Below are 17,754 nucleotides of genomic sequence, written 5' to 3'. Positions count from 1 at the left end.
TCCTTCATTGTTGGCTTGGTTGTTCGGAGACTTGTCTGAAAATTTATTTGGCAAGGTAGTCGTAAGCGACGGTGCCCAAGGGCAGGGTCAGGTCGGTCAAGATGTGCACTGCGGAGATGACTTCCAGCACTGGCAAATCAGCGACAGGCGCCAGCGCGTGGGCATGCAGGTCGAGCGCGCCGGGGCCACTCCAGGCGCCTTTTACGGTGATGTCGGTCAGACTGTACTGTACCAGTTCGCAGATGCGCGGGCTGCCGTCGACATGCGGAATGATCTTGAGCAGGAAGGCAGGGGTTTCCAGCGACTTCTTGATCACATCATTGTCGAGTATTTTGTGCTTGAAGCCCATGGTGCCTGTGGCGACGCGGAAATCGCTATAGTCCAGCGTGCCCATCAGCGTGTCGGTATGCACCTTTAACTCGGGATTACCCAGTTTCTTGGGGAAGCCCCACAGTTCGCGGCCACCGGCGATCGGTGGATGATCGTTCAGGAACATGCTGTGAACATAACCGCCGGCGACGCCGTCCAGCGTCACCGGAATGACTTGCCCCGATTCGCAATAATGGCCGAAACCGGTGGAATCAGGCATCTTGATGAACTCGAATTTGACAATCGGATCAGTGAATTGCAGCGGAGCCGGAATGATTTTCTTGAGCGCTTCCGGATCAGTACGATAGGTAATGATCAGGAATTCGCGGTTGACGAAGCGATAAGGGCCGGGTGGAAAGGCAGGATTGTGGATTGGCATCGCAAAAGCATTTTTGCGGACATCGTTTTCAGTCATACATCTTCCTCGTTATGAAAAGACCTGCTGGTGTACGGCTTGTCTGTGACAGCTTAAACAAGCGAAAGGTTGCCATTACTTTCTATGTCTTGCGTCAAGCCGGTGTTTTAACCCGGACGCAAAGTGTTGGATTGCTAAAATTGCAATTAAAGATGCATCTCCCCATTAGTCAGAATACACAAACAATATGACAAGGCTATCTCAAGTCTTGCGCAATAAATATCTCATGCAGGAATTTACTTGAAGAGCAATACAGAACAGAATGCAATTATATTTAAGGTCGGCAATGCAAGAGACATACCGCAAGATGATTGCACAAAGTGCAATTTCTTGCTGATGTGCGTAAATAACTTGAGTGGTGGTAGCGTTATCAGCTAAAGTTGCGCTCTTTTTTCCGTCTTTCCGTTTCTGGTGTCGGGGAGGATGCGCAAGCGGTTCGATGGTTTGGAAAGATTTAACAGCAGGGCAACATGATCAGCGCCGGTCGCGTCATTTGGGCGACGGCGATATTCTAAAAAAAACGTAATCTAATCGGAGAGGACAAATGGCAAAACCGGCACTCTACAAATCACTCTATGTACAGGTATTGACCGCCATCGTGATCGGCGTCGTGCTTGGACATCTTTATCCGGAAACCGGGGCTGCGATGAAGCCGCTCGGCGACGGTTTCATCAAGCTGATCAAGATGATCATTGCACCGGTGATTTTCTGTACCGTGGTGATCGGGATCGCCGGCATGGAAGACATGAAGAAAGTAGGCAAGACCGGCGGCCTGGCCCTGCTGTACTTTGAAATCATGAGCACTGCGGCGCTAATTCTCGGTCTCGTCGTGGTCAATGTCTGGCATCCGGGCACCGGCATGCATATCGATCTGTCGACGCTGGATACCAAGAGTATTGCCGCCTACACAGGCCCGGGAAAGATGGAGTCGACTGTCGATTTCTTCTTCCACATCATTCCAAGCAGCATGGTTGACGCTTTCGCCAAAAATGAGATCCTGCAGGTATTGCTGATCGCGATACTGTTCGGTTTCTCGCTGCACAAATTCGGCGGCCGTGGCACGCTGGTGTTTGATTTTGTCGAAAAATTCTCGCACGTGCTGTTCGGTATGGTCGGCCTGATCATGAAGGTCGCTCCTATCGGCGCCTTCGGTGCGATGGCTTTCACCATCGGTAAGTACGGCGTCGGTTCCCTGCTGTCGCTGGGACAGTTGATGGGCGCGTTCTACCTGACCTGCCTGCTGTTCATCTTCGGTGTGCTGGGCGTGGTCGCCAAGCTGCACGGTTTCAGCGTCTGGAAGTTCGTCAAGTACATCAAGGAAGAATTGCTGATCGTACTCGGCACTTCGTCGTCGGAATCGGTATTGCCGCGCCTGATGGGCAAGCTGGAAAACCTCGGCGCCAAGAAGTCGGTTGTCGGCCTGGTGATTCCAACCGGTTATTCCTTCAATCTGGATGGCACCTCGATCTACCTGACCATGGCAGCGGTATTCATCGCCCAGGCCACCGATACCCCGATGTCGCTGATGCAGCAACTGACCTTGCTGGCTGTGCTGTTGCTGACCTCCAAGGGCGCAGCTGGCGTTACCGGCAGTGGTTTCATCGTGCTGGCGGCGACCTTGTCGGCAGTCGGTCACGTGCCTGTGGCCGGCCTGGCGCTGATCCTGGGCATTGACCGTTTCATGTCTGAAGCGCGCGCACTGACCAATACCATTGGTAACGGCGTAGCGACCCTGGTCGTGGCGAAATGGACTGGCGAGCTTGATGAGCAGCAATTGCACAGTCAGCTGGATGGTAAGGCGATTGACGCAGAGCAGGAGTTGGCCGCGCATGATGCAGCCGTTGCGCAGGCTGATCAGCGCGATCATCACTGATCTGGTTTGCCTTGAAATGAAAAAAGGAGATGCAATTGCATCTCCTTTTTTACGTTGAACTATCTTGTTTTTGCTGATTAGTTCAGCTTGACCGCATGCTCCCGCGTTTCATGGAACACCACTTGCGGCCAGCGCTCTTGCGTCAGGCGCAGGTTGACGCCCGAAGTCGCCAAATAGGCCATGTTGCCGGCAGCGTCGAAGGCGACGTTGTTGCCGGCGGAGGATTTCTCGAAATCGGCCAGGATCTTCTTGTCGTCGCAGGTAATCCAGCGCGCGCTGCTGATACTGGTGCCTTCGAATACCGCATCCACGCCATACTCGTTGAGCAGACGGCTGGCCACCACTTCAAACTGCAGCACGCCGACGCCGCCCAGCACCAGGTCGCTGCTGGTGATCGGCTTGAAGACCTGGATCGCGCCTTCTTCGCCGAGCTGCTGCAAGCCCTTGTGCAATTGCTTGATCTTGAGCGGATTGCGGATCCGCACCGAACGGAAAAAGTCCGGCGCGAAGTAGGGGATGCCGGTGAACTGCAGCAGTTCGCCTTCGGAGAAGCTGTCGCCGATCTGCATGTTGCCGTGGTTCGGCAAGCCGATGATGTCGCCGGCGTAGGCTTCTTCGACCTGCTCGCGGCTGGACGCCATGAAGGTCACGACGCTGGAGACCTTGATTTCGCGGTTGAGACGCAAATGCTTGATCTTCATGCCACGCTGGAAGTGGCCTGAACAGACGCGCAGGAAGGCAATGCGGTCCCGGTGGGCCGGGTCCATATTGGCCTGGATCTTGAATACGAAGCCGGAGAAAGCGGCTTCGGTCGGCTGCACCGTGCGCACGGTCGCATCGCGTGCGCCGGGCGGTTGCGCCCAGTCGATCAGCGCGTTGAGGATTTCGCGGATGCCGAAATTGTTGATGGCGGAACCGAAGAATACCGGGGTTTGCACGCCGGCCAGGAAAGCTTCCTGGTCGAAAGGGTGCGAAGCGCCATGCACCAGCTCGACTTCCATCCGCAACTGTTCGATTTCACGCGGGAACATTTCGTCCAGGCGCGGATTATCGATACCGGAGATCACTTCAAACGCCTGGTCGGCCTTGTCGTTGCCGGCGGCGAACAGCAGGATTTCGTCGCGTAGCAGGTGGTACACGCCACGGAAAGTCTTGCCCATGCCGATCGGCCAGGTCACCGGCGCGCACTGGATCTTCAGCACTGATTCCAGCTCGTCCAGCAATTCCAGCGGATCGCGGGTTTCGCGGTCCATCTTATTCATCAGGGTGATGATCGGCGTGTTGCGCATGCGGCAAACGTTGAGCAGCTTGATGGTCTGTGTTTCAACGCCCTTGGCGGCGTCGATCACCATCAGCGCCGAGTCGACCGCCGTCAGCACGCGATAGGTATCTTCCGAGAAGTCCTGGTGACCCGGGGTGTCGAGCAGATTGACCACGTGATCACGGTATTCGAATTGCATCACCGAGCTGGCGACTGAGATGCCGCGCTGCTTTTCGATGTCCATCCAGTCCGACGTTGCATGACGGCCGCTCTTGCGGCCCTTGACCGTCCCCGCCAGCTGGATCGCGCCGGAGAACAGCAGCAGTTTTTCAGTCAGCGTGGTTTTACCGGCATCCGGGTGGGAAATGATGCCGAATGTGCGGCGGCGCGCCACTTCGCTTGCGATTTGTTCGGTAGAGACATTAACAATGACGTCGGCGCTATCGGCCGCGCCATCGATGTTAGGCTGCTCGGAAACGGGTTCTTGCATGATACGTGGTTCAGGCGGCTTCAGCCGCCTGCCTTGAGAGTAATAGAGTCATGAACGCGCGCGTATGCGCGAAAAACGGAAAATCTGCCAGCCGCGCTTTGTCGCACAGGGATGTCGGCAGTTTCGATAACCCGCGATTATAACGTATCCGGGCTGGCTTGGCAGCGGTAGGGTGTTGCTAAATGCGCAAGCGCTGTCTGTGTTTTCCGGTCGTTTCGCCTCTGATCCGGCGAAATTTCCGCCCAATGCTGCCGGCGTTGCAAGAGTCGTGTGCGAGAGCGATTTCGGCCATCCACAACCCGCAATCGGCTTTCAAAATAGATGCAGAATATCAATTTTTGTTGCTCTCTATATATATCTGTGGCGATGATCGTCCCTTTTGCCTTTCTTGCTTTTCGTGCCTACACTTCTCGCAGGGAGGCGCCTATGGGACGGATCTTGCCGCAGATCGAGCATATTGTGGTCGTCATGTTTGAAAATCGCTCGATGGATAACATGCTTGGCTGGCTCTATGCGGATGGCAGTGCGCCAGCCGCGGTTTTACCGGGCACGGGCGCGGCGCAATTCGATGGCTTGCGCGCCGACATGTGGAATCCGGCGAATGCCGGTTATTTCAGCGGCGATCCGCCGCAAAAGATCATGGTGGCGCGCGGCGCCGTCAGCAATACCATCCCCGATCCCGATCCGGAAGAAACCTTCGACAACGTCACTTACCAGCTGTACGGCCCGCAAGGTGCGGCCGCGCTGGCGCCCTATCCGATGCAAGGTTTCGTCATCAACTATGCCACCACCGCCACCAGCGACGCCACACAGATCATGCAATGCCATGACTGCGCCCAGGTACCGGTGCTGGCGGCGCTGGCGCGCCAGTATGCGGTATCGGATGCATGGTTTGCCTCGGTGCCTAGCCAGACATGGCCGAATCGCGCCTTTGTCCACGCCGGTACGTCGAACGGGCGCGTCAACAATGGCAGCCCGCCAGATCCGTTCAAATGGGATGTGCCGACCATCTACAACGTCCTGCAGTCGATTGGCGTCAGTTGGTCGGTATATAGCGATACTCTGGTATGTCCCTCCCTTACGCGCACCATGTTTCCCAAACTGTGGGATCCGCTGCTAAATTCGCACTTTTGCGGTTTTACCGGGTTTGTCGATGCTTGCGCCAGCGATACGCTGCCGGCCTACAGTTTTATCGAGCCGAGCTTCCTGCTGGAGCCGAATGACCAGCACTCGCCGCATGACGTCCAGGCGGGGGAAACGTTCCTGCATGCAATCTGGAGCGCCGTCAGCACTTCGCCCGGCTGGAACCAAACCTTGCTGGTGATTACCAGCGACGAGCACGGCGGTTGCTATGATCACGTGCTGCCGCCAGGCAACGTCGCGGCGCCGGATGCGGCTAGCCAACCGGGCGACGAAGGTTTCTGCTTCAACCGTTTGGGCGTGCGCGTGCCGACTGTACTGGTGTCCCCGTATATCGCTGCCGGAACGGTGTTCCGCTCGGATACAGGCGTACCCTACGACCATACTTCGATCCTGGCGACATTGCGCGAATGGCTCGATATTGCTCCGGCGGACATGTTGCCAAGCAAGCGTGTTGCTGCAGCGCCGACGCTGGCTCAGGTATTGACGCTGCCGATGCCCCGCAGCGACTTGCCGGTGATTCCTGTGCCTGGAACGACTTGGGTGCAACCGACGCTGTCGGCGCCGTTGAACGATTTGCAGAAAAGTCTGGTGAGCGGCTCGGCGCGCCGCTTCGGCCTTGATCCGACGGCCACGCTGGACAATATCCAGACGCGCCAGCATGCGGTGGATTTCTTCAAGCGTCGTCCAACCAGGGTCAATTCATGATGTTGCGTTGATGTTGCGTGTTACCTGGTTAAAACTGGTCAAATCCGGCTAAAGCCATGATGGTTTGGCTGTCCTTGGCAACAAGAGGCGGTAAATACTGGCAGAGTTAGGGACTAAGTCGCTGTTTTGTCGCGCTTTTTCGACATCGCTCTGTATAATTCGATCCTCATGTCAGTATCAGAATCCAACAAACCGCCGCGATCAGCAGATCGCCCAGATCCCCAGCGCACTGCTGGCCGTCCACCCCAGCCGCGCAATGGCGGAACTACGCGTCCAGACCCGGTGCGGCCTGCGCCTGAGCGCAACCCTTTGCCGCCCATCGTATTTCCCGAAGAATTGCCGGTTTCCGGCAAGCGCGGTGAAATCTCGGCGGCGCTGAGCGCCAACCAGGTCATCATCGTCTGCGGTGAAACCGGTTCGGGTAAAACCACCCAGCTGCCTAAGATTTGCCTGGAACTGGGGCGCGGCCTCAACGGCATGATCGGCCATACCCAGCCGCGCCGGATCGCCGCCTCGTCGACCGCCAAGCGTATCGCGCAGGAACTCAATTCGCCGCTGGGCGAGCACGTCGGCTACAAGGTGCGTTTCAACGACACCCTGACCAAGGGCGCCTGGATCAAGCTGATGACCGACGGCATCCTGCTGGCCGAGACCCAGACCGATCCTCTGCTGCGGCAGTACGACACCATCATCATCGATGAAGCGCATGAGCGCAGCCTGAATATCGACTTTCTGCTGGGTTACCTGAAACAGCTGCTGCCCAAGCGGCCTGACCTGAAAGTCATCATTACCTCGGCGACCATCGATGCCGACCGTTTCGCTCGCCATTTCGGCGCGGACGACAAGCCGGCGCCGGTGATCGAGGTTTCCGGTCGTCTGTATGAGGTTGAAGTACGCTATCGTCCGGTCGACAATGCCGACCGCAGCGGCGTCAATCCTGTTGCAACTACAGCCGCAGCCAAGCCGAATGCGCCGCAAAGCGCTGCCCAGCGCGACCGTGATCAGCGCGATCTGATGGATGCCGTGGTCGATGCGGTCGACGAGCTGGCGCGTATCGGCTCCGGCGATGTGCTGGTGTTCCTGCCGGGCGAACGTGAAATCCGCGACGCCGCCGAAGCGCTGCGCAAGCATCATCCGGCCCACGTCGAAATCTTGCCTTTGTTTGCGCGCTTGTCGGCGCAAGAGCAGGAACGCGTGTTCAAGGTTTCCAATGCGCGCCGCATCGTGCTGGCCACCAACGTCGCCGAAACCTCGCTGACGGTGCCAGGCATACGCTATGTGGTGGACGCCGGCCTGGCGCGGGTGAAGCGTTACAGCTACCGCAACAAGGTCGAACAGTTGCAGATCGAACCGATCGCGCAGTCTGCCGCCAACCAGCGCGCCGGACGTTGCGGTCGCGTCGCCGCCGGCGTCTGTATCCGTCTGTATGAAGAGAAGGATTATCTGCAACGGCCGAAATTCACAGAGCCGGAGATTCTGCGCTCGTCGCTGGCTTCGGTCATTCTGCGGATGAAATCGCTGCATCTGACCGATGTCGAAACCTTCCCGTTTATCGAACCTCCTCCCGGCCGCGCTATCGCCGACGGCTACCAGCTGCTGCAAGAACTGGGGGCGGTGGATGACAACAACCTGCTGACCAAGACCGGCCGCCAGTTGGCCAAGCTGCCGCTGGATCCGCGCGTTGGCCGCATGATCCTGGCGGCGCTGGACAATGTCTGCCTGAGCGAAATGCTGATCATTGCATCGGCGCTGTCGGTGCAGGATCCGCGCGACCGCCCGATGGAAGCTCAAGGCGCAGCTGACCAGGCGCACAAGAAATTCGCCGACGAAAAATCTGAATTCCTGAGCTACCTGAAGATCTGGAAATGGTTTGAAGAAGCCATCGAGCACAAGAAAACCAATCGCCAGCTGATGGATAACTGCCGCGCCAATTTTCTCTCGCAGTTGCGTCTGCGCGAATGGCGGGATGTGCATTCGCAGCTGCTGACCATTGTGCGGGAGCAGGGCTGGCGTCTGAACGAAGCGCCGGCCACCTATGAACAATTGCATTGCGCTCTGCTGACCGGTTTGCTCGGCAATGTCGGGTTCAAGGCCGACGACGATGCGCATTACCTGGGCGCGCGCGCCATCAAGTTCTATCTGTGGCCGGGTTCGAGTTTGTCGAAGAAGGCCGGCAAATGGGTCATGGCGGCCGAGCTGGTCGATACCAGTCGCCTGTATGCGCGCTGTATCGCCCAGATCCAGCCGGAATGGCTGGAAAAGGTTGGCGCGCATTTGTTGAAAAAATCGTATGGAGAGCCGCGCTGGGAAAAGCGTAGTGCTCAAGTGTCGGCATCCGAACGCGCCACCTTGTACGGACTAGTGGTGTACAGCCAGCGCCGCATCAATTTCGGCCTGATCAATCCGACTGAAGCACGCGAGATTTTCATCCGTGATGCGCTGGTCGGCGGTGAGTTCGATACCCGCGCGCCGTTCTTTGCCCACAACCAGAAACTGATCCGCGAGATCGAGAACCTGGAGCACAAGTCGCGCCGCCTCGACGTGCTGGTAGACGACGAACTGATCGCGGCGTTCTACGACAAGCTGATCCCGGCCGATATCTGCAACGGCATCACGTTTGAAAAATGGCTCAAGGACGTCAGCGTTCAGACGCCCAAACTGTTGTTCCTGAACCGTGACGAACTGATGCGGCACGAAGCGGCGGGCATCACCACAGAATTGTTTCCGAAGGTGATGCGCGTCGCCGGTATCGAGATGGCCTTGTCGTACCACTTCGAGCCAGGCACACCGCGCGACGGTGTTACCTTGACAGTGCCGCTGTATGCGCTGAATCAGGTCTATGCCGACCGCTGCGACTGGCTCGTGGCCGGCATGTTGAAGGAAAAAGTCCATTTGCTGCTGAAATCGCTGCCGCAGAAAATCCGCCGCAATTGTGTGCCATTGCCTGATTACGCTGCCGGTTTCTGCGAACGTATCCAGGCACGTCATGTGTTCGGCCACGGCAACCTGCTGGATGCGCTGATGGCTGACATTCGCGCCGAAACCACCGTCGCCACCCGCAGCACTGACTTCAAGCTGGAAACCTTGCCTGCGCATCATTCGATGAACTTCAAGATCGTCGACGAACATGGCCGCCAGCTGGATATGGGACGCAATCTGTCGGCGTTGCAGGACGAGTTCGGCGGACAGGCGCGTGAGAGTTTCCAGAAGCTGGCTGAAAACACGGTGGTGACCAGCGATGCGCTGCCGGTAGCCGCATCACAAACCACGCAGCAAGGCAACGCCGTCAAACCTGTAGTCAAAGGAGCCGATGCTGCCGCAGCCAAGCCGGCAGGCCAGTACAGCATGCTGACCAGCTGGACCTTCGGCGAATTGCCGGAGCTGCTGGAAATCCAGCAGGGCAAGCAGACCCTGATCGGCTTCCCGGCGCTGGTCGACAAAGCTAGCCATTGCGATCTCGAAGTGTTCGATGATCCCAATGAAGCGGCGCGTATCCACCGCCTTGGCTTGCGCCGCCTGTTTGCCTTGCAGTTGAAAGAGCAGTTGAAATTTCTGGAAAAGAATATTCCCGGCTTGCAGCAGATGGGCATGCAGTTCATGGCCCTGGGATCGCAGGAGGAGTTGCGCGACCAGATCATCTCTGCCGGCCTGGAACGTGCTTGCCTGCAAGCGCCGCTGCCAAAGAACGCCGAGCAATTCGCCCAGCGCAAGGACGAAGGCAAGTCGCGGCTGGGTTTGCTGACGAATGAAATCGCCCGGCTGGCTGGCTTGATCCTGGGGGAATACCACGGCTTGCCGAAAAAACTGCAGGGCGCCAAGGGCCATGCGCAGGCGGTTGCCGATATCCAGGTGCAATTGCAACTGCTGGTGGGCAAGCGCTTCATTGCGGATAACGATTACGGCAATCTGACGCATTTTCCGCGCTACCTGAAAGCGGTGAATGTCCGGCTCGAAAAGTTACGCGCCGATCCGACGCGTGACGGCCGTTTGTTGACGGAATGGCTACAAGTGGCGTCACCATGGCAACGCGCGCAAAAAGACCGCGGCAGCAAGAATTCGGATCCGAAGATGACGGAATTCCGCTGGCTGCTGGAAGAGCTGCGCGTGTCGCTGTTTGCACAAGAGCTGAAAACGCCGATGCCGGTTTCGGCCAAGCGTTTGCAAAAAGTGTGGGAAACGATGCAGCGGTAGTTCGACTGAAGCCTGGAAGATGGGCGCTTTACAGTCCATTTGGCGTAAAATTGCGCAAAATATATACCCTAACTAAAGATTGACAGAAAACAATGACGATTAAATCCGACAAATGGATACGCCGCATGGCGCAGGAAACCGGCATGATCGAGCCCTTCGAGCCCGGTCAGGTACGCGAGGCCAATGGCCAGAAGATCGTGTCTTACGGTACCTCGTCGTACGGCTACGATATCCGTTGCGCCAACGAATTCAAGATTTTCACGAACATCAATTCGACCATCGTCGACCCGAAGAATTTCGACGAAAAATCGTTTGTCGATTTCAGTGGAGATGTCTGCATCATCCCGCCGAACTCTTTTGCGCTGGCGCGCACCATGGAATACTTCCGCATCCCGCGCAGTGTGCTGACGATCTGCCTCGGCAAATCGACTTACGCGCGTTGCGGCATCATCGTCAACGTCACGCCGTTCGAACCGGAATGGGAAGGCTACGTGACGCTGGAATTTTCCAACACCACGCCGTTGCCGGCCAAGATTTATGCAGGTGAGGGCTGCGCCCAGGTGCTGTTCTTCGAAAGCGATGAAATCTGCGAGACTTCCTACAAGGACCGCGGCGGCAAGTATCAAGGCCAGCACGGCGTAACTTTGCCGAAGGCTTGAGATGCCGAAGAACAAGCGCCCGGCGCCACGCAAATCCAGCCTGTCTCCTGAAGATAAAGACGAAGCCGTAACCCAGCAGCTGTGCGACCTGGCGATTGATCTCGCAGAACAGGATAGCGAGGAAACGGAAGGCGCTGCCGTGGGCGAAGCCTTGCAGCAGGCCGGCATCGATTTTCACAAGATCATCAAGAAGAGTCTCCAGCAAAAAAAGGATGACATTCTTTACGACGCGATCGAACGCACCAAATACGCCGATCTCGACGCCTGGCAATTCTTGAAGGGTAATGTCGAGGAAGCCTCGGAAATCTTGCTGGTACGCCGCGATGAGGGCAAAGTGCTGGAGCTGAACGCCTTTATAGTGCCGTTCTTCGCGCATGTCGGCGGCGGTCTCAAGCGAGAACAGTGCTTCCAGGATCAGGACGCTTTCGATGCGTTGTCTGCCAGCTTCAAGAAGGCGCAGCTGGAAGGCCCCGACGCCACGGTGGTGCTGGTCAGTCACGCTTACCATCTGGATGAAATAGACAGCATCCGTTACAGCCATTTGTTTGAAATGAACCGCGACGCCTTTGGCGCGATGGCGGACAAGAAACTGGTGGCGACAACGGCGATTGAGCGCAGCATCAGCGGCTGGCCGGAGAATCTGTTCGGACCTGACGACGAAGCGGTCGAGTTGCGTTTCCTGCTGGGCTTTTCCCTCAAGGCCACCGACGACGCATTCTATGCGGTGCCGGAAGACGAAGCTGGCGCCGACGCCTATTTCAATGCACGCGAAGAACGTTTCCAAAGCTGGACCGAACAAGTCGCGCCGTTGCTCAAGCGTTGCCTGGTAACGGATGGCAGCGAGATCGATCTGCATTTCCTGTATCAGGATCTGTTCCACGGCGGTAAAGAGCGCGGCATCGCCGAATATTTCATGCTGCAAATGATGTCCGAGCTGAACCGCGGTCTTGATCAGTGCGGTGTCGAGCCATTCGAGGCCAATGCCGTTGTCGGTCCGGCCGATGTGCGCGGCGAGATGGTGTTGCGCGTGAATTTGTACGGCAAGGACGGTGCGTTGCTGGCCTCGTCCGAGAAGCCGCTGGGCACCGGCGGTGACCTGCAGGTTGAAGTCGACGATACCTATGATGCGTTGCGGACTATCGGCGTTACCTCGCTGGCGGTTGCCCTCAAATTCGACGCTGATGGCCAGCCACAAGAGGTTCGTTCCTACGATGCATAAGACCGGAACGCCGATATGTGTCCGGGAAAACTATTCTGGAGAGTTGTTGCATGACTGAAGAAGACGCAAAGAAGATCGCCACCCATCGGCACTACAAAGGCGGCTTGTACCGCTACGTCGGTGTCGCCAGACATTCGGAAACACTGGAAGCCATGGTGGTCTATGAACATATATGGCCGCATGCGCCAGGATTGTGGGTCCGTCCTGCGGACATGTTCAACGGTTTGCTGGAAAACGGTGTACAGCGTTTCACGCCACTGTAAAGCTGAATAAAGCTGAAGACGTAAAAAAACCGGGACGCGTTGGCTAGCGTCCCGGTTTTGCATTTCCAGCGTCAGTTTACTGTCTGACGCAATCCACGAAGTAATCGCGCTTGCCGTTCACTTCCCGTTTCACCAATCCATGTACGTCGGTCTCAAAGCCCGGAAATTTCTCATTGAAATCGCGGGCAAATTTGAGGTAGTCGACGATCGTCTTGTTGAAACGCTCGCCCGGAATCAGCAAAGGAATGCCTGGTGGGTAAGGAGTCAACAAGATCGAAGTGACGCGGCCTTCGAGCTGGTCGATTGGTACGCGGTCGATTTCGCGGTGGGCCATTTTTGCGAACGCATCGGATGGCTTCATCGCCGGCTGCATGTCGGACAAATACATTTCCGTGGTCAGGCGCGCGACGTCATAAGACTTGTAGGTTTCATGAATCTGCTGGCACAGGTCGCGCAAGCCGAGACGCTCGTAGCGGGCGTTCTTGCCATGGTTGGCGGCGGCGAATTCAGGCAGGATGCGCCAGATCGGCTGGTTCTTGTCGTAGTCGTCCTTGAACTGTTGCAGAGCGGTCAGCAGCGTGTTCCAGCGGCCCTTGGTGATGCCGATGGTGAACATGATGAAGAACGAGTACAAGCCGCATTTCTCGACGATAACGCCGTGCTCGGCCAGGTACTTGGTGACGATCGATGCAGGAATGCCGCTCTCGCCGAACTTGCCTTCCAGTGACAGGCCGGGGGTGACGATGGTGGCCTTGATCGGGTCCAGCATGTTGAAGTTCGGCGCCAGGTTGCCGAAGCCGTGCCAGTTGTCTTCCGCGCGAATCACCCAGTCTTCGCGGCTGCCGATACCGTCTTCCGAGAAGCTGTCCGGTCCCCATACCTGGAACCACCAGTCTTTACCCCATTCCTCGTCGATTTTCTTCATGGCGCGGCGGAAGTCCAGCGCTTCCAGGATGCTTTCTTCCACCAGCGCAGTACCGCCCGGCGCTTCCATCATGGCGGCCGCAACGTCGCACGAGGCGATGATCGAATACTGCGGCGAAGTCGACGTATGCATCAGGTACGCTTCGTTGAAGGCGTCCTGATCCAGTTGCACGCTTTCCGATTCGCGCACCAGGATTTGCGAAGCCTGCGACAGGCCCGCCAGCAATTTGTGAGTTGACTGGGTTGAGAAAATCATCGATTTCTTGGCGCGTGGGCGGTCCTTGCCGATCGCGTGCATGTCTTTGTAGAAATCATGAAAAGTCGCATGCGGCAGCCACGCTTCGTCGAAATGCAGGGTCTCGATTTCGCCGTCCAGCATGTTCTTCAGCGTCTCGACGTTATAGATCACGCCGTCGTAGGTCGACTGCGTGATGGTCAGGATGCGCGGCTTCTTGTTGACTGCTTCGCGTGCAAACGGATTGGCTTCGATCTTCTTGCGGATGCTTTCCAGCGTGAATTCTTCCAGCGGAATCGGGCCGATGATACCGAGGTGATTGCGGGTCGGCATCAGGAATACCGGAATCGCGCCGGTCATGATGATCGAGTGCAGGATCGATTTGTGGCAATTGCGGTCGACCACGACGATATCGCCTGGCGCCACAGTCGAGTGCCACACCATTTTGTTGCTGGTGCTGGTGCCGTTGGTGACGAAGTAGCAATGGTCGGCGTTGAATATGCGCGCTGCGTTGCGTTCCGAATCGGCGACCGGACCGGTATGGTCGAGCAGCTGGCCGAGTTCTTCGACGGCGTTGCAGACGTCGGCGCGCAACATGTTTTCGCCAAAAAACTGGTGGAACATCTGGCCGATAGGGGATTTCAGGAAGGCCACGCCGCCTGAGTGTCCCGGGCAGTGCCACGAGTAGGAACCGTCCTGGGCGTAATGCACCAGCGCGCGGAAGAAGGGCGGCGACAGGCCGTCCAGATATGACTTGGCCTCGCGGATGATATGGCGAGCGACGAATTCCGGCGTATCTTCAAACATATGAATGAAGCCGTGCAGTTCGCGCAGGATATCGTTGGGAATATGGCGCGAGGTGCGGGTTTCGCCGTACAGGTAGATCGGGATATCAGCGTTCTTGTGGCGGATCTCTTCGACGAAGGCGCGCAGCGATTTCAGCGCGTGGTCGGTTTCTTCAAACGAACCGGCGCCAAACTCTTCGTCGTCGATCGACAGGATAAAGGCCGAGGCCCGCGATTGCTGCTGGGCGAACTGCGACAGGTCGCCGTAGCTGGTCACGCCCAATACCTCCATGCCCTCGGCCTCCATGGCATCGGCAAGTGCGCGGATGCCGAGGCCGGAAGTATTTTCGGAGCGGAAGTCTTCGTCAATGATGACGATGGGGAAGCGGAATTTCATCGAGGTCTCCAGGAGACGGTGGTTGATAACAAGGCTGCGGACAAGACCGTAAAGCGGCTATTAAAAAATTGTCCCGGTGCGCCAGAAGCGGTCACGGGGTTGCCCGGATAGGGCAATGCAGCCTATCGTTTTCAGCGACGTCAAGATCCATGGTATTCAGCCACGCCAAAAGTCCACGGATTTTAGCGTGGCCGCTGTTGGCGGCTTCGCTGAAAAAGAAAGTCGAATTTTCGCAGATATGTGTGAAATGTGTGCGAAATTGAGGATAAAGATGATGGAAAACCAGCAGAAAACAACAGATGGTATTCCGTCATCTGGCCAGGTTAGCTGTTGGCCTCGCCGCTGCCGGCTGGCCGCCGCTGGTAGACCACGAAAGCGTAGTCGAAACCGTTAGCTTCGGAGTGATGGCTTTCGCGGGAAATTTCCTGCCATTGCAGCGGATCGCGCGCCGGATAAAAGGCGTCGCAGTCGAAATTGTGCTGGATCTCGGTAACGATCTGCCGCTCGGTCAAGTCCTGGGCGGCGGCATAGATTTCGGCGCCGCCGATAATGAATGCCTCGGCATCGCCGACCAGCGCCGCTGCGGCAGCTAGCGACGATGCGCTTTCGACGCCTTCGTGACGCCAATCGGGATTGCGGGTGATGACGATGTTGCGTCTCTGCGGCAGGGGGCGGCCAATCGATTCAAAGGTTTTGCGGCCCATGATGATCGGGTGTCCCGAGGTGGTGCGTTTAAAGTGCGCCAGATCCTCTGGCAAGCGCCAGGGCAAAGTATTACGGATACCTATGCCGTTGCGGGCATCGGTGGCGACAATAATCGTGAGGCGTGTGGTCATGGGCGCTGTTGCATGAGCCCGCTATGGGCGGGTTTGTATTAAAAGCGTGATCTTACTATAAAGTCACAGGATGGAACTTTGTCGTGGATGCTTGCTCTTAAAACCCATGGCCCGTTAAAACCTGGGCTTGGGTACTTTTGCCGTTACGGCGCATGCTGGCAGTATTCTGCTGCCAATTTGGCAAGTTTCTGCCATTCAATGCTGCAAGTCTTTATTGCTACTGGCGCTGATCCGGATGCGTCATCGCCAACTCGTTGCTCGATGGATATAAAAAATGATAGAACGCTGCTAGACTACCGCTTGCTCTCGATGATGCCCGAATGGCACTCTCGGGCAGGTCAATCTCAGCAGTGTCAGATGGGAATCCAATGCATTTAAATTTGTCTCAGCGGACGCGCTCGCGTATGTCCGTTCCAGTGCGAGCGCGCATCGCCGTCTTGCCACTTACTGCAGCGCTATTGCTGCCGTGTCTCAGCGGCAACACATTCGCCTTCGATTTCGATAACGTTGCCAAACAGGCAAAAGACCTGGCCTCCAGTTCATACAGCAAGCCAGAGGGCAGTCTGCCGAAGGAAGTCGGCAATCTCGATTATGAACAATACAAGGACATCCGCTTCCGCCTGGAAAAATCGACCTGGCGCAGCCAGAAATTGCCGTTCGAGCTGGCGTTCTTTCATGAGGGCTATGCCTTCGACCAACCGGTAAAGATCAATGAGATAAACGGCCAGAGCGTGCGTGAGATCCGCTTTGATCCTAACGATTTCGACTATGGCGCGAACAAGGTCGACCCCAAGAAAATGCGCGCGCTGGGCTTTGCCGGTTTCCGCGTGCATTTCCCGCTGAATACGGCTAAATACAAAGACGAGGCGATGTCGTTTCTTGGCGCCAGCTATTTCCGCGCACTGGGCAAGGATCAGACCTACGGCATGTCGGCAAGAGGCTTGGCGATCGATACTGGCCTCAGTTCAGGGGAAGAGTTTCCGCGTTTTACCGAATTCTGGATCGAGCGTCCCAAAGCCAGCGATAAAGAGCTGACCATTTACGCGCTGCTTAACTCGCGCCGCGTCACCGGCGCCTATCGCTTCGTGCTGAAGCCGGGCGTCGATACGACGGTTGACGTCAAGGCCCAGCTCTACCTGCGCGAAAATGTCAGCAAACTAGGCCTGGCACCGTTGACCAGCATGTTCTTGCATGGCGATAACCAACGTTCGCAGGTTGATGACTACCGTCCGGAAGTCCATGATTCCGACGGCTTGTCGGTCGCTTCCGGCACAGGCGAATGGATTTGGCGGCCGCTGGTCAATCCGAAGCGCTTGCTGGTGACCTCTTATTCGCTGAGCAACCCGGCCGGTTTCGGTCTGATGCAGCGCGATCGAGATTTTGCCAGCTACCAGGATCTGGGTGCACACTATGAAAAGCGCCCGAGCGCCTGGGTCCAGCCCAAGGGCAATTGGGGTAACGGCAGGGTAGAACTGGTGCAGATTCCGACGCCGGACGAGACCAACGACAATATCGTCGCCTTCTGGGTTCCGGAAACGGCGCCCAAGGTAGGTCAGCCATTCAATCTGGAATACACTTTGTCATGGCAGAAGGATGCTGACAAGCGGCCGCCATTATCATGGGTAACGCAAACCCGGCGCGGTCTCGGCGTGCTGAAAAAGACCGATGACAACAGTATCGGCCTGGTAGTGGATTTTGAAGGTCCGGTATTTAAAAAGCTGGCTGACAAGGTGCAGCCGGAAGGCGTAGTCAGCGCTGACGATAACGGCAAGGTGCTGGACGCCAAGGTGGAGCGCAATGACGTCACCGGCGGCTGGCGCATGTCGGTGCGGGTGCGCCGTAATGAAGATAACAAGCCTGTCGAACTGCGCGGTTTCTTGCGCGCTGGCAGCACCACTTTATCTGAAACCTGGAGCTACATATTACCGCCCAACTAGACCGCCAGCCGATGCGTGCGCCGGACGCCTCAGGGGCGCCGGATTTATCCGA

Annotated in this window: 11 protein-coding genes; 7 read left to right on the top strand and 4 right to left on the bottom strand. The window is 57.0% G+C overall.

From position 1 onward, the window contains the following. Positions 1-43: 43 nt before the first annotated feature. Positions 44-784: an acetoacetate decarboxylase gene (locus LT85_RS16530; RefSeq protein WP_038490837.1), complete on the bottom strand. Its 741-nt coding sequence runs from the start codon at positions 782-784 to the stop codon at positions 44-46. A gap of 544 nt (positions 785-1,328) precedes the next feature. Between LT85_RS16530 and LT85_RS16525 the strand changes: the two genes are divergently transcribed. After that, positions 1,329-2,657 (top strand): dicarboxylate/amino acid:cation symporter, encoded by a 1,329-nt coding sequence (locus LT85_RS16525; RefSeq protein ID WP_038490834.1) that lies wholly within the window; start codon positions 1,329-1,331, stop codon positions 2,655-2,657. 77 nt (positions 2,658-2,734) lie between these two features. Here the strand turns inward: LT85_RS16525 and LT85_RS16520 are convergent, their stop codons facing one another. Next, positions 2,735-4,408, bottom strand: a complete 1,674-nt coding sequence (locus LT85_RS16520; protein ID WP_038490832.1) for a peptide chain release factor 3 — start codon at positions 4,406-4,408, stop codon at positions 2,735-2,737. 426 nt (positions 4,409-4,834) lie between these two features. On the opposite strand from LT85_RS16520, the gene LT85_RS16515 reads away from it, so the two are divergent. From LT85_RS16515 to LT85_RS16495, 5 genes are all read left to right on the top strand, one after another. After that, a complete protein-coding gene (locus tag LT85_RS16515) occupies positions 4,835-6,256 on the top strand; it encodes an alkaline phosphatase family protein (protein WP_038490829.1) in 1,422 nt (473 codons plus the stop codon). 168 nt (positions 6,257-6,424) lie between these two features. Beyond that, positions 6,425-10,447: an ATP-dependent RNA helicase HrpA gene (hrpA, locus tag LT85_RS16510; protein WP_038496556.1), complete on the top strand. Its 4,023-nt coding sequence runs from the start codon at positions 6,425-6,427 to the stop codon at positions 10,445-10,447. A gap of 92 nt (positions 10,448-10,539) precedes the next feature. Further along, complete coding sequence (gene dcd / locus LT85_RS16505) at positions 10,540-11,106, top strand: dCTP deaminase (protein WP_038490827.1); 567 nt, start codon at positions 10,540-10,542, stop codon at positions 11,104-11,106. 1 nt (position 11,107) lies between these two features. After that, positions 11,108-12,325 (top strand): hypothetical protein, encoded by a 1,218-nt coding sequence (locus LT85_RS16500; RefSeq protein ID WP_038490824.1) that lies wholly within the window; start codon positions 11,108-11,110, stop codon positions 12,323-12,325. Positions 12,326-12,375: 50 nt separating this feature from the next. After that, positions 12,376-12,588 (top strand): DUF1653 domain-containing protein, encoded by a 213-nt coding sequence (locus LT85_RS16495; RefSeq protein ID WP_038490821.1) that lies wholly within the window; start codon positions 12,376-12,378, stop codon positions 12,586-12,588. 76 nt (positions 12,589-12,664) lie between these two features. Here LT85_RS16495 and LT85_RS16490 read toward each other — a convergent pair whose 3' ends face one another. Both LT85_RS16490 and LT85_RS16485 read right to left on the bottom strand, forming a co-directional pair. After that, positions 12,665-14,929, bottom strand: coding sequence for an arginine/lysine/ornithine decarboxylase (locus LT85_RS16490; RefSeq protein WP_038490817.1), 2,265 nt, complete (start codon positions 14,927-14,929; stop codon positions 12,665-12,667). 323 nt (positions 14,930-15,252) lie between these two features. Continuing rightward, on the bottom strand, positions 15,253-15,765 hold the full coding sequence (locus LT85_RS16485; protein ID WP_038490814.1) for a dihydrofolate reductase: 513 nt from the start codon (positions 15,763-15,765) through the stop codon (positions 15,253-15,255). A gap of 404 nt (positions 15,766-16,169) precedes the next feature. Between LT85_RS16485 and LT85_RS16480 the strand changes: the two genes are divergently transcribed. Further along, positions 16,170-17,702 carry a glucan biosynthesis protein G gene (locus LT85_RS16480; protein WP_052135264.1) on the top strand — a complete coding sequence of 511 codons (1,533 nt, stop codon included), beginning with the start codon at positions 16,170-16,172 and terminating at the stop codon, positions 17,700-17,702. Positions 17,703-17,754: the final 52 nt, after the last annotated feature.

The organism is Collimonas arenae, assembly GCF_000786695.1.
Taxonomy (GTDB): domain Bacteria; phylum Pseudomonadota; class Gammaproteobacteria; order Burkholderiales; family Burkholderiaceae_D; genus Collimonas; species Collimonas arenae_A.
The sequence above is the reverse complement of the archived record's forward strand: the minus strand, read 5'-3'. Positions and strand labels throughout refer to the sequence as shown.